Origin of the sequence: Acinetobacter sp. NIPH 2100 (assembly GCF_000369805.1) — a bacterium.
Taxonomy (GTDB): Bacteria; Pseudomonadota; Gammaproteobacteria; order Pseudomonadales; family Moraxellaceae; genus Acinetobacter.
In genome coordinates this window covers 433,378-448,116 of the sequence record NZ_KB850224.1, presented here as the reverse complement: position 1 = coordinate 448,116, position 14,739 = coordinate 433,378, and the positions used below count along the sequence as shown (strand labels likewise).

The 14,739-nt window shown below is 42.1% G+C and carries 9 protein-coding genes; 3 read left to right on the top strand and 6 right to left on the bottom strand.

The window, feature by feature from the left end:
- Positions 1-77 precede the first annotated feature (77 nt).
- On the top strand, positions 78-1,022 hold the full coding sequence (locus F887_RS15805; RefSeq protein WP_005291488.1) for a DnaJ C-terminal domain-containing protein: 945 nt from the start codon (positions 78-80) through the stop codon (positions 1,020-1,022).
- An 11-nt stretch (positions 1,023-1,033) separates the two neighbouring features.
- Positions 1,034-1,360 carry a chaperone modulator CbpM gene (locus tag F887_RS15810; RefSeq protein ID WP_005154940.1) on the top strand — a complete coding sequence of 109 codons (327 nt, stop codon included), beginning with the start codon at positions 1,034-1,036 and terminating at the stop codon, positions 1,358-1,360.
- Positions 1,361-1,381: 21 nt separating this feature from the next.
- Here the strand turns inward: F887_RS15810 and F887_RS15815 are convergent, their stop codons facing one another.
- The 4 genes from F887_RS15815 to rpsO all read right to left on the bottom strand — a co-directional run bounded on the left by F887_RS15815 (position 1,382) and on the right by rpsO (position 6,930).
- Positions 1,382-2,605: a magnesium transporter CorA family protein gene (locus tag F887_RS15815; RefSeq protein WP_005291486.1), complete on the bottom strand. Its 1,224-nt coding sequence runs from the start codon at positions 2,603-2,605 to the stop codon at positions 1,382-1,384.
- A gap of 134 nt (positions 2,606-2,739) precedes the next feature.
- Positions 2,740-4,059, bottom strand: coding sequence for a dicarboxylate/amino acid:cation symporter (locus F887_RS15820; protein WP_005291484.1), 1,320 nt, complete (start codon positions 4,057-4,059; stop codon positions 2,740-2,742).
- 258 nt (positions 4,060-4,317) lie between these two features.
- Complete coding sequence (gene pnp / locus F887_RS15825) at positions 4,318-6,405, bottom strand: polyribonucleotide nucleotidyltransferase (RefSeq protein ID WP_171067193.1); 2,088 nt, start codon at positions 6,403-6,405, stop codon at positions 4,318-4,320.
- 255 nt (positions 6,406-6,660) lie between these two features.
- The gene (gene rpsO, locus F887_RS15830; protein ID WP_005154935.1) at positions 6,661-6,930 is read right to left on the bottom strand and encodes a 30S ribosomal protein S15; all 270 of its coding nucleotides are present in this window, start codon (positions 6,928-6,930) and stop codon (positions 6,661-6,663) included.
- Between the two features lie 240 nt (positions 6,931-7,170).
- Between rpsO and F887_RS15835 the strand changes: the two genes are divergently transcribed.
- Positions 7,171-8,469: a serine hydrolase domain-containing protein gene (locus F887_RS15835; RefSeq protein ID WP_005291482.1), complete on the top strand. Its 1,299-nt coding sequence runs from the start codon at positions 7,171-7,173 to the stop codon at positions 8,467-8,469.
- Positions 8,470-9,171: 702 nt separating this feature from the next.
- Here the strand turns inward: F887_RS15835 and recD are convergent.
- Together recD and F887_RS15845 are read right to left on the bottom strand one after the other, a co-directional pair.
- Complete coding sequence (gene recD / locus F887_RS15840) at positions 9,172-10,923, bottom strand: exodeoxyribonuclease V subunit alpha (protein WP_212749622.1); 1,752 nt, start codon at positions 10,921-10,923, stop codon at positions 9,172-9,174.
- Between the two features lie 99 nt (positions 10,924-11,022).
- A complete protein-coding gene (locus F887_RS15845) occupies positions 11,023-14,736 on the bottom strand; it encodes a UvrD-helicase domain-containing protein (protein ID WP_005291478.1) in 3,714 nt (1,237 codons plus the stop codon).
- Positions 14,737-14,739: the final 3 nt, after the last annotated feature.

Below are 14,739 nucleotides of genomic sequence, written 5' to 3'. Positions count from 1 at the left end.
TATACAATCGAATCCATTGAAATCTCTTGGATTCGTTTCATAATGAAACAAACACATCATTATATTTATTATAGATCATGGCAAAAAATTATTATGAAGAGCTCGGTGTTTCCAGAGATGCCTCAGCAGATGAAATCAAAAAAGCCTATCGAAAACTGGCGCGTAAATATCATCCTGACATTAGCAAAGAAGCAGATGCCGAAGCCAAAATGCAGGCGATTAATGTCGCCTATGACACCCTAAGCGATAGCACCAAAAAAGCAGAATATGATCAAATGCTGGATCATCCACAAGGCTTTTCCAATTTTGGACAAGGCAATCAAAGTGGTTTTGATGGTTCACAATTCTATCGCCAGAGTTCAGGCGATGGTGCTGACTTTAGTGGTTTTGAGGACTTATTTGGACGCTTTGGCTCAGGCTTTGGGGGCGGGCAACAACGTTCTCAACGTCAACAGCGTAGCTATCGTGGTGAAGACCAACACGCCAGTATTCAAGTTGATTTAGATATTGCCTATCATGGCTCAACCCAGCAAATTACGCTACAGATTCCAACCTATAACGTCTATGGTGAACCCGAGGTCCAACGTAAGACCTTAGAAGTTAAAATTCCAAAAGGAATGAAGGAAGGCCAACAAATTCGCTTAAATGGCCAAGGTCAGAGTGGTGTTAACGGCGGCGAAAATGGTGATCTCTACATTGAGATCCAGTACAAAGATAGCGACAGAATTCGTGTCGAAGGTGCCGATGTCTATCAAACCATTGATGTCAGCCCTTGGGAAGCAGGTTTAGGGCAAAGTATTGAGGTGCATACTCCTGCTGGACAGCTTAAAGTCAACTTACCGAAAAATGCCAAGAATGGACAGCAACTGCGTTTAAAAGATAAAGGCATCCCAAGTAAGACTACAGGGCATTTATATCTGATTCTTAATATTGTTTTACCGCCAGCGCACAGTGAACAAGAGCAACAGGCTTATCAACAATTTGCCGATGCCTTTGCTGCATTTCAACCACGTGCCTCATAAGGAGTAAGATCATGACAACCATTCAATACAAAGAAATTCAATATGACGGTCATTACCAAGTTGAAATCATTGATGAACAATTGGCACTTGATCTTGAACACTTTGCAGAAGCATGTGGTCAAAGCACCGACTGGGTATTGAAACTGATTGATTATGATATTTTGCAGATCACTGTGGATCCGCAAAGTTATCAATTTATTGGTGAAGATGTGAGCCGTGCTCGACGTGCCTATCGCCTGCAACGTGACTTTGATGCCAGTTTGTCTGCTGTAGCCGTCATGTTGGATTTAATCGATGAAGTACAACAACTTCGCAAACAGCTCAAACATTTTCATTAAGCCATTTTTAGCATGACCAAACTATTTCAGCTTGGTCATTTTCTCGACTTCTTTCAGCGTTTGCTTAATCGGTTCATAGTCCAAGAACCACAACAGATTAAAATTACGTTGCCGATGTTGCTGCGCCAGCAAATCAATCACACTACGTTCACCGCGCCCAACCAAATGTTGACGATAAAAATAATACAGCAACACCACTGTACTCATCAGCATCACGCCCAGCATAATCCAGAAGCCAACTGGTGATTTCAACCCTGGAATAAACTCAAAGTTCATCCCATAGACCCCTGTCAGCAACGTCAGCGGTGCAAAGATTGCCGTAATAATGGCTAAGATCCGCATGTTTTCATTGGTTTGATTGGCAATCGCAGAGAAATGTAAATCGATGGCTGACTGAATCGCATTACGTAACCGTAAGGTATGCTTCTGAACCCGTTCCACATGGCTCATCAGGTCATTCAAACGCACCAACAGAATGTCTTGAGCCTTATGTTTATGCTCACCTACGACATGATGATAGTTATCGACCAATTCATCTCTAAACTCTTGCAGAGTTTCGATTTGCTCCTCACACAAGTTTTCAATTTGCTGGAAGGCCATATCTTCATGAAACAGTTGATGCCACTGCTTAAAACGACGATTGCCCTGTAACAATTGCTGTTGCCAATATTCAACCCGACGCGTTAAAGGATTACGCAAATTCAAATAACCATCAATCATACTATTGAGCAACCGCAAGCATAAATCAGCAGGTGTGCTCGGTAATTTACGTGGTTTATTCTGCTCTGCGATCGGCCGTCCCATAATCATTTGAATACGTTGGATATAGCTTTCTACCGCCTTATTGCCTTGTTCTCTAACACTCACGAGAACCGTTGGCGTTAAGATAAAACTCATGGGCGTTGTCGCAAGACCAAAAACACTTTCATGCGCTTCTAGCACGTTCTCACTTTCGAGAATCTGGTCATCTGGACTAATTAACTTGCGAAACACCAAGAGATCATATTCTTCAACGGTATCAAACGCACAAGGATGCTCAATATTGAGTAAATCCCGCATGTGAAATTCATTCAATACCAGTCCAGTACAGTCATACATTTTTTTCTGCCAAGACTCGGTATGATTCACCATATCTTGTCTTAAACTGTCCACCCATAAGAATTCAAGCGTATGTTCTGTTTGTTGTTCAATACTAATAAAAATTGTATTTTCACTGTTATGGCGATAAAAATAATAAAGCTGCATAGGACAATAGAAATTTGAATAGCTATGAAAGAAATGCTGCCACGAAGCTGCATAAAAAGCTATGCATATTACAGAGCAAGCACATCATCAAATAAAAAAAGCCTCACATGGAGGCTTTTTAACAATATCAGCAATTAAGCGTCTTTCTCGACAATACCATGTTTTAAAGCGTTGTCTAATTGCTCTTTATCTAAAGCATTATCCCATTTTGCCACCACAATCGTTGCACACGCATTGCCCACTAAATTGGTTAATGCACGACATTCAGACATGAAGCGGTCAATACCGAGAATCAACGCCATACCTGCAACAGGAATCGCTGGAACCACTGAAAGGGTCGCAGCCAAAGTAATAAAGCCTGCACCGGTAATTCCTGCTGCACCTTTAGAGCTAAGCATGGCAACCAAAAGAATCGTAATCTGTTGGGTTAAAGTCAGTTCAATATTACAAGCCTGTGCAATAAATAATGCTGCTAAGGTCATGTAAATATTCGTACCGTCAAGGTTAAATGAATAACCTGTTGGAATCACCAGACCCACAACCGATTTTTCACAACCAGCCTTTTCCATTTTTGCCATCAACGATGGTAATGCTGCTTCGGATGAACTCGTTCCAAGTACTAACCACAACTCATCTTTGATATAGCGAATCAGATCAATAATCGAGAAGCCGTTATAACGTGCGACTGCGCCCAAAATAATAATGACGAAGAGTAACGCAGTGATATAGAACGTTGCGATCAGCAGCATCAAATTACCAATCGAGCTAATTCCATAAGCACCAATGGTAAACGCCATCGCACCGAATGCACCAATCGGCGCAAACTTCATCAACATACCGACTAAATTAAATACTGGCGTAGTGAGTTGCTGTAGGAAATCAGTGATTGGACGACCTAAATCACCCGATTTCGCCAAAGCCAAACCAAATAGCACCGCAACAAAGAGCACTTGAAGAATTTGACCTGATACAAATGGGCTCACCAACGTATCTGGAATAATGTTCATCAAGAAGCCAGTAATCGTAGACTCATGCGCTTTTGCCGCATATTCGTCTACTTTAGTACTGTGCAAGGTGCTTGGATCAATATTGAGACCATGACCAGGCTCAATCACGTTTCCGACAATCAGACCGACAATCAAAGCCAAAGTTGAGAAGGTTAGGAAGTAGATCATCGCCTTCCCTGTTACTCGACCAACACTGCCGAGATTTTTCATCCCAGCAATACCCGTCACAACAGTCAGGAAAATCACAGGGGCAATAATCATTTTCACCAATTTAATGAACGCTTCGCCCAAGGGCTTTAAGCTCTCACCAAATTCAGGAAAGAAATGACCGAGCAATATCCCTGCAACAATTGCGAAGATCACTTGCACATAGAGAATTTGATAAAATTTGGGTTTCTTTGGCGGCTGTTGGTCATCTTGACCTGTGGCTACATGATCGACGTGCATGCGCGATATTCCTTCATATTGAGATGACAAATAGACTTCCGACTGTCTATCTAAAACCTTATAAACACAGGTAGGAGCGGAAAGTGGGAGAATTCTACGTTAATTGTGTGGACTGCAATTAAAGTATTAGACTAATGTCTAATATAAAGAAAATTTATGTTTATAGTTTTGGATTTTTATAGCTATAACAATCATTCATTTAATAAAAAAGCGCATTGTTTAAACAATGCGCTTTTTTAGATTTGGATCGTGATTTAATTAAGCTTGTTCAATATCTTTCATCGTTAATTTGATACGACCGCGGTTGTCAACATCTGCAACCTGTACTTTGATGTCCTGACCTTCTTTCAATACATCAGTCACATTCGCAATACGTTCATTCGAAATTTGTGAAATGTGAAGCAAGCCATCAGTACCCGGCATGATATTTACAAATGCACCGAATTCAACGATACGAATAACTTTACCTGCGTAAATCGTACCAGGTTCAACTTCAGCAGTAAGTGCTTGGATTTTTGCAATTGCAGCTTTAGCAGCCGCTTTAGTTTCACCAAATACACGTACCGTACCGTTATCTTCGATATCAATCGCAGCTTTAGTTTCTTCAGTAATCGCACGAATGGTTGCACCACCCTTACCAATAACATCACGAATCTTGTCTGGATTGATGTTGATTACTTCAAAAGTCGGTGCATTTGCACTGATTTCCGCACGAGCACGTGAAATGACTTTGTTCATTTCATTGAGGATATGCATACGACCAGCAAATGCTTGGTTTAATGCAACTTCCATGATTTCTTCGGTAATCCCTTCAATCTTGATATCCATTTGAAGTGCAGTAATACCGTTTGCAGAACCTGCGACTTTAAAATCCATATCACCAAGATGATCTTCGTCACCCAAGATATCTGAAAGTACTGCGAAACGCTCACCTTCTTTAACCAAGCCCATTGCGATACCCGCAACTGGTGCTTTCAATGGAACACCTGCATCCATCAATGATAATGACGCACCACATACAGACGCCATTGAAGATGAACCGTTCGATTCAGTAATGTCAGATACGATACGAATCACGTACGGGAAGCGGTCAGCTGCAGGAAGAACAGCTTGAACACCACGACGTGCCAAACGACCGTGACCAATTTCACGACGCTTAGGACCAGATTCACGACCTGTTTCACCTACAGAGTATGCAGGGAAGTTATAGTGCAACATGAAGTTGTCAGTTTTGGTACCAGAAAGCGTATCAACCATCAACGCATCACGAGTATTACCCAAAGTCGTTGTAACTAAGGCCTGAGTTTCACCACGTGTGAATAATGCTGAACCGTGTGCACGGTCTAATACACCCACTTGTACATCGATCCCACGAACAGTTTTCGTGTCACGACCATCAATACGTGGCTTACCTGACAGGATGTTGTCACGTACTGTGCGGTATTTAAGATCTTCAAATAATTCGTTTACTTCATCAGCAATACCCGTTTCGTCATTTTCAGGAACGAATTGAGCAACTGCTTCCGCATAAAGTGCATCAAGTGCTGCATAACGGTCTTGTTTCACCGCAATGGTATATGCTTCTGAAATTTTCGCTTCGAAAGCCGCTTTTAATTGCTCAAGAAGTGCTTCATTTTTGCTTGGAGCAACCCAAGTTGATTCAACTGCACCCGCAGCAGCAGCAAATTCTTTAATCGCTTGAACTGCAATTTGCATTTCGTCATGACCGAAAAGTACAGCACCAAGCATTTGATCTTCTGAAAGTTCTTTCGCTTCAGATTCAACCATAAGCACAGCTGATTCTGTACCAGCAACGACAAGGTCAAGATCAGATTGAGCAAGTTGTTCAAAGTTCGGGTTAAGAACATACTCACCATTGATTAAACCAACACGTGCACCAGCAATTGGACCACGGAACGGCGTACCCGCAATTGACAATGCAGCTGAAGCACCGAGCATCGCAGCGATATCAGCATCCATCGTTTTGTCAGAAGAAACAACGGTTGCTGTTACTTGGATTTCGTTGAAATAACCTTCTGGGAACAATGGGCGAATTGGACGGTCAATCAGACGTGAAATTAAAGTTTCAGCTTCAGAAGCACGACCTTCACGCTTGCCATAACCACCTGGGATACGACCAGCAGCATATTGTTTTTCTTGATAGTTAACAGTTAACGGGAAGAAATCTTGACCCGCTTTTGCTTTTGGCTGTGCAACAACGGCAACAAGGACAGTCACTCCGCCCATCGTTACTAAAACTGTATTTGCTTGACGCGCAACACGACCCGTTTCTAAAACAACTTGGTGTTGACCAAATTGGAATTCTTTACGAATGATATTAAACATTGACATGTATTGTATTTTCCTACTTTTTTTCTAGTGAGACCCCTAAGGTTTGGCATTCAGACCACAACTGCTGTGTGGATAAATGACAAAGCTTAGAAGCCATCACACTAGACCAAATATTTAAAAAAGTTAAACGCAAAGAAGGAGCGAACAAGCGCCCCTTCTAAAAATCACCTAAGGTAAATTAGGTGAAACTCTCTTTTCAGCAATAAAGCATAACAACATGCGAAATAGCGAAAACAAAGTAAAATCGAATTAACGACGTAAACCTAATGCACCGATCAAAGCAACATAACGACCGTGATCTTTACCATTTAAATAGTCAAGTAATTTACGACGTTGGTTTACCATACGAATCAAACCACGACGGCTGTGATGGTCGTGTTTGTGTTCTTTAAAGTGACCTTGCAAATCATTGATTTGAGCACTTAATAAAGCAACTTGTACTTCAGGTGAACCAGTGTCGTTTTCAGCACGAGCAAATTTAGCGATGATCTCTGCGCGATCAGTGTTAGTTAAAGCCATTCGATTTCTCCGAGATGCTTACAAAAATAAAATGATAATGATCAGTTGGAACCAACCGACTGCCGTGCATCACTACAGCAAGTCGCCTATTTTAAGTGATCTATCGCTATATTGCAAAAATGTTTTAACTTCGCTGGCAATTCGGCAGCTGACAGCGTTGTACAAAATAGGCACACTAGCCTGATTCTGTTTTCAATATATGACAGAGAAGAAAGAAAACGAAAATATTGCGAGGGAATCGTGAAAATTTTATCAACTAATACCTGTTATGTGCCACATGACTTAAATCAAGTGATTCGCAGCAAAGATGAAGTCTCGGCGGAATTGGGTGGCATGAGTGAAACACAGGTCCAAAAGATTTGGCACAGTGTGGAAGGACTGTATAAAACAGGGAATTATCCACTCATTACTTTATGTTTACGTCGTCAGGGGAAAATTCTTTTAAACCGCAGTATTGGCTATGCTCAAGGTAATTCCGCAGAAGGCCTGGCGACTGATGCCAAGATTGGGACGCCAGACACGCCCGTCTGTCTGTTTTCAGCCTCTAAAATGGTTACCGCTATGTTAATCCACATGTTGGATGAACGTGGAGACCTGAATTTACTTGATCCAATCAGCTACTACATTCCTGAATATGGTGTGAATGGTAAACGTCGTGCCACGATTTTTCATTTGCTTTCCCATCGTGGAGGCATTCCTCGTATCGATACCGAAGTCACACCAGAGCTTTTGTTTAATCAAGAAGATATTTTAAAACTACTTTGTGCAGCAAAACCTGTTTCTCCGTCAGGAACACACCTTGCTTACCATGCCGTCACTGCGGGTTATATTCTGGGTGAAATCGTTCAACGTGTGACAGGTCAAAGCGTTCGCGAGTTTTTAGCTGAGCATATTGAAAAGCCAATGGGCTTAGACTATTTCAACTATGGTTTAAAACCTGAGTATCGTGCTGATGTGGCTTTAAACTATGCCACAGGAATTCATCCAAGTTTAGGTACAGACCATTATCTCAATCATGTGCTCGGGGGTGGTTTACAACTTGCAGTCGATGTCACCAACGATACCCGTTTCATGGATACCATTTGTCCTGCTGGAAACATTTACACCAGTGCTGAACAAGTAGGCCGTTTTTTTGAAATGTTACTCAGCGGCGGCGAATACCAAGGCAAACAGATCATGAGTGCCAAGACCGTCTTCCGTTCTACCCTGCCAACTTCAGGTCTTAGCTTAGATCGAACGCTATTGGCGCCGATGCGCTATGCACTGGGCCCAATGCTGGGCAGTAATCCCGTCGGATTATTTGGCCCAATGACAGGACAAGCATTCGGACATATTGGCTTCTCAAATATTCTATGTTGGGCCGATCCAGAGCGTGATATCAGTGTATCGCTCCTGACCACTGGGAAGTCTGTAGTCGGTACTCATTTACCTGCTTTAGCCAAAACACTTTATCAAATCTCGACCAACTGCCCGAAAATACCGAAGAATCAACGTCGCTCGTTGTTTGCAACAGACCGTACCGAAGCCGATTTAGTTTAAGTATGAAGGCTTTAAAAAACGCATAAAAAAGCCCAAGTTTAACTTGGGCTTTTGCGCTTGAAACTTCTCATTGTTCTTATATTTTTGTTATCTTTTATTGTTTTTTCCTACACCATTCAAACCCTCTGAATGTTCACACACATCCTTTTCTTTATTGTTGTTTATCTTGCTTTCCCTTCTCTCTATACCGACTATTCTGTCAGATTCAATTATGGAGAAAAATAGCATTTCTCTTATCTCTGTGTACGAAAAAACGTACAAGTCTGTATAACATTTAACTTAATAATAACAAAAAATTGTCAGACAATAAGATTTATATTTCTTCCTTTTATTTGAACCCAAGGTCAAGCAGAAATACACATACAATAAACAATAGATGAATGTTCACGCATTAAAAAGGTACGATACTGAGTCAATGAATCATAAGGATTTTATAGCGGATAAACGATGAAAATAAAAAAGCCCTGTAGTCTCTCCCAAAACTACAAGGCTTAGCGGCTGTAAATTTCCTCTTTTATCACTTACTTCACTGTAAGTTCGCTGTCATCCGACGTTATTATTATATTTATGCGATTTACCTAGCTTTCCTTGCTAGGCTCTTTGTGTGTACATAATCTCAAAAAGCTTGCGCTTGCTCTAGCGACAATATCTCGAATCCTTGTAAGCTTTTACTTACAAAGTAGTGAATTCTGAAGCATAAGTTCACAATCTGTTCAAATTGATCTTTTGCACTAAACCACTACGACGAACAGTGCGTATCGTCAAAGCCTGCCGTAATGCATTTGAATCCGCCAAAATACTCACAACTTTTTTAGCACGGGTCACCGCGGTATAAATCAACTCCTGACTTAATAATTTCTCAGCTTGTGCATCTAATACAATCGCCGTGTGGGTAAATTCAGAACCCTGAGATTTATGAATGGTTAACGCAAAGGCAGTTTGCATGCTACGTGGTAATCGATGCGCTGCAATCCATTTATTCAAGCTTGGAAAAAATACTTCAAACTGCCGCGCTTGGGTACGGTGTTTAAAACAGATGCCAATATCACCGTTGGAAATTCCAAGCTGATAATCATTATACGTCATCATGACTGGACGTCCGATATACCAATCCCCGACGGCGACCTGTTTAAGCTGCTGGTTTAGCCACTGCTCGGCATAACGATTCAGTTGTTCAATCCCCAACTGCCCATGTCGGACGGCAGTTAAGATTCGATAATCATCAAAAGCATGAATGACTGACTGAATAGACTCTTCTGATGCATCTGCATATATATAGCCTTTCAAGGCAGCAACATAGCCTTGAAATCCATACATCAATTTTTGTTGATAAGGCTCAATCTCTAGCCCCTGTTGCTCGGGTAGATATTCCAGTTGAATCTGATCTGGCATCTCTTTAGTTAAGGTGATCGCTTGCAAGGGTGCTGCTTCTACAATGTCATGCGCTAGCTTCGACAGTACAAGCTCTGACTCAGTTGAATCTTGCTCGGCTTGAATAAATCTCGCAAACTGCCCAATCTTGGCTTCTGCAGAAAAACGACGGCTGGTTTGTAATTGGACTCTGTTTTCTGCCAATGCCTCGACCTGTTGTAAATCTGCTAAAACCGAACCGACATCGACAGAGGCCAACTGATTGGCATCACCTAACAAAATAATCCGACAGTGCTCAGGTATCGCTTCAAATAATAAAGTTGCTAGATTTAAATCCAACATTGAGGCCTCATCGACCACAATAACGTCATAAGGCAGAGGCTGTTTTGGATTAAACCGTGGAATCTGCCGATTGCCCATGCCCAATAAACGGTGCAAAGTCTGGGTATTTTGATTACGCAACTCATCTGTAATTAAACCTGATTCCAATAATTTTGGATCATTAAATGAGTTCTGTAATGCTTCCTGCATACGTTGCGCGGCCTTGCCTGTGGGTGCTGCCATGGCAATGCGAATATCTGGAATCGTCTGGTTTAAAGCCGCAATGATACGTGCCAAGGTATAGGTCTTACCCGTACCTGGGCCTCCCGTAATAATGCTCAACCATTGTTGCAACACCATTTTAAGCGCAGCTTGTTGATGTTCATCACTGAGTAAGTTTTGATAATTTTCTGGATTGACAGTCTGAATCGTTTGTCGCTTTAATCGACAAATCTGCTGTGCAAGGCGTTGCTCGAGTTGCCAATATCGGTATAATGCCAAGCCCTGCTGATCATAGACACATGGGGCAACTTGAGTGCTTGCGTTATCACTCGAAATAGCCAAATCAGCCAGTGCTTCGATCTGTGTATGATCCGCTTCGATACAGCTGTCGCCCTGTAAACTGGCTTCAACCAGTTGTTGCAGCACTTGCGCAGCGTTAACTGCTTGAGCAGATTGAGAAAATGGGGCTTGTGCGAGGTAATTACTCCACATATTTAACCAAGTCATTTGTTCTGACTGATGACCGATTTGTTTGTCCACAGAGTTATCCTCACAGTTACCCACACGCTTGTCCACAAGGTTATAAACAGAGTTACCCACAAGCTAAGCTTTTGTTTAATTTAAATTCATACACTTTATCTACACCATTTTTCCAGCATTATCCTCAGAAAAATATCCAAGAATTGCATCTAAGCGCAAGATAAATTCGTCCTCAGGTTTCCAATAGAAACAACCCTGCTGTGCTTGCCCATTCATTCCGCGTAAATACAGATACGATGCGCCTCCCAAATGTTGCTGCATATCATAATTCTGCAACTTCACCGTCAGATAACGATGCAACGCCACCAAATATAAAGCCGCTTGTAACCAATAACTCGACAGAGACATACTTTCAGCAATCTGGACTTGCTGATAATCCACTTGCTCTGCCCCCAGAAAATTACTCTTATAATCGGCAATATGGTAACGCTGTCCATCGAAGTACACCAAGTCGATCGAACCATTCAGATAACGAGCAGACTTTGCTTCAAGCAGCTCGGGCATTTCGATACCGTATTCTTCAAACAGTTGTTGTACGCGCTGCATGGCCAACACACGATCGGACAAAGCCAAATAGAATGGACATTCTGATAAATATTGCCCTGCCTCTAATTGCTGCAATTGGAAATCTTGATTGAGTGGTGTCATCAGTACTTCTTTCAGCCACTCAGCAATCCATTGATAGAGCTGCTGTTCGCTATGCTCCTGCTCAGGAAAATGCTGTTGATACTGTTGCAACAGTTCGAGCCATAAACTTTGATAGGTATTTTTAAAACGACGGCGAATTTCCTCCCCCCAAGTTGAGGGCTGTTGGAAATCAATTTGTTCAAAAATTTCATGCAGAAAATTCCCAGCCAAAGTACCTTTGGGGAAATACTGCTTAATCCAGGCAATCGGTTGAGCGACAACAACCTGATCTTGTGCAGAGAAATTTAACTCGTCTTCTGCTTGCTCAAAAACTACATCGATATTGGCCATGCGATCAACACGATTAGCTTTATGCTTTAAATGTTGCGCCAAATAACTAAAGCTGGTTTTACCACGTGCGTAAAAGCGCTGCGTAGGTAAAGGTTGTGCTGAGACTGCAATGCGCTGCTGCACTTGCTGTGCCTGTAGTGCCTGAGGCCGTTCTAAAATCGGAGCAACCTCAGTACTGTAAGGATGCTGGAAATGGTCACCTTGATTTTTCCAAAATGCCAAGCCAGAAAATTTATTTTTATCCCCCTTTTCAGGTTCAAACACGGCATAGACACGATGACTTGCGCGTGTCAACGCCACATACCACAAACGATTTTGTTCTGCCAAGGCACGTTGCTGATGTTGATCCAATTCAGTTTGCTGCAAAAAGTTTTTATCTGCCACGGCAACCACACGTTGAGTACGGGTTTGACCTGTCTCAGGTAGTTGGATTTCAGTGGTGGAAAAATTTAAGCTTTTCTGCACTTCAGCAAAGGCCTTATTTGCCCCAAGCAAAAAGACAATTTTAAACTCCAAGCCTTTGGATTGATGAATCGTCATCAATTGTACACCTGCTTCATTCGACAGCTTGTGCTCGAGCTCCCACTCCCGATCGCCAGGTGAATTTAATTGTTTTAAATACCAATGATATAAATTATGACTACCTTGTACCTGCTCACTATGCTGACTCAGCAGATCCGTCAAATGGCGTAAATTGACCACAGCACGCTCATTGTCTTTACTTTGTGCTGCAACCAATTGCTGCCAAATACCAAATTGGTTTAAGCAACGTTGCCATGCTGATAGAAAACCCTGATTCAGCCACATCTCACGGATGTCATCAAATTGTTGAATATAATGACTCAGCCCTTCTGCACTCTGTTCCAATGCCAGCAATCGGGTTAAATCAAATCCAAATAAACGGCTGAGTAAGGCACGCTTGAGCTTCGCTTCATCATAAGGATGCAACAACGCAGTGAGTAAAGCCCCCACATCTTTTGCAATTGCTGAATCAAACACACTGCGTTTGGAAGGACGATTGACGCGAATCCCCATGCGTTCCAATACATATTGCACTTCATCCAGCTGGCGATGACTGCGGGAAAGCACCGCAATATCCTCTTCATCAATCGCCGTGGCAACATCAGCAGCCAAATACAATTGCTTTAAATACGCCTGATTCAATAAAGTCTGAATCTGCCACGCCACTTGCGTCGCCTGTTCATTACCTTCTTGTAATTGTAACCAACGTAATGGCGCAGGATTGGATTGGGTATTTTCAATCAAAGCCGGATGAGGTCGTGAACCTGCTTGAATCGGGTCATACATGACCTGCTCACCAAAATCCAGTTGTCGTTGAAACAGCACATCAACCACTTCAACCAACTCTTTCACGGAGCGATGATTATGAATCAGTTTATATTCATGCCCCTGCTTGGACATCACATCCTGATAGGCATTCAGGAAGGTCAACATATCTCCACCGCGGAAGCCATAGATCGCCTGCTTACGGTCACCGACCATGATCATGCAACCTTTTTGATAACGCTGCGGATGCCGCCAAATATTGGCTAACATATCATCTTGATCTTGGTTCGTATCCTGAAACTCATCGACTAAAATCAATGGATAGCGAGCCTGTACAAACACAGCAAAACGCTGTCCTTGCTCCCCTTTTAAAGCATCAGACAAAGTTCTGATTTGTTGGGAAAAAGTGGTTTCACCTTTTTGCTGCAACACTTGGGGCAAGCGCTTCTTTACTTCAATACACAAATAAGCTTTGAGATAAACCTGTAACTGCTCAAAGGCTTGCTGAGTGCGCTGTAAGGATTGAAACAGAGATTGCAATTGCAACACTGTTTCATGCTGATAAAACCCCTCTGCAATGTCAGCAGGACATTTCTTAAAAATCTTTTGGTTTTCAAGCTTTTCTAAAAACTTAAATACCGCATCACGTGCATCGGCAAAATAAGCATCAAAAACCTGTACATTCTCTGTGCTTTCAAGTGCCTTTAACAATAGGGGTAGCGCTTCTGTAAACAGTTTATGGAAGGCATGATTACGAAAAGAAGCACCATTGATATGTGGATAATAGATACCGTCTAACTGAAAATATTCAGCCAAGGTATTCAGTTCAATCCCGTGTGCTTGCTGCTGCCATTGCTGTAATTGTGCCAACTCAATTTCAGGCATAGCAGGTAATTTAAACTGGGCCGAACTAAAGTTCAGTGAGCTTTCCACCATCCCCACAAAATGATCTACACTTTTCAGCCCACCCACACTGTATAGTGCATCAATGACCTGCTGCGGCTGAGTTTGAATCCATTCACGCAACACATCATGAATCAATTGGCGAGTATAACTTTTGGCATCATCCGTAATTTCGGTCCGTTCGATTTTGCCACTTTCAAAAGCAAACTCTCGCAATAGCTTTTGGCTAAAACTATCCAGTGTCCCTACAAACAACTCATCTAACTGATCAATCACCAGTTTAAGACGTTCACAAGCATAGGCAATCCGCGGTGCGAAATTTTGTAAAACCTGTTGTTTTAACGGATCGGACTCTTGTAATGCCTGTGTTTGAATATCCTGTTCCAGCACATCACGAAAGGGTTCTAAATACTCAAGTATCTCGACCAAACGCAAGCGAATACGACTTTTAAGTTCTGCGGCAGCTGCTCGGGTAAAAGTCGTGGCGATGACCTGATTGGGCAGATATTTTTCTAAAAAAATCCGCACCATCAAACTCGATAATGTGTAGGTTTTACCCGTCCCCGCAGAGGCTTCAATTAAATGTAAACCTTGAAACTGAATATCAAGGATGGGCTGATAAGACACTGGATATTGTGAACGCATGTC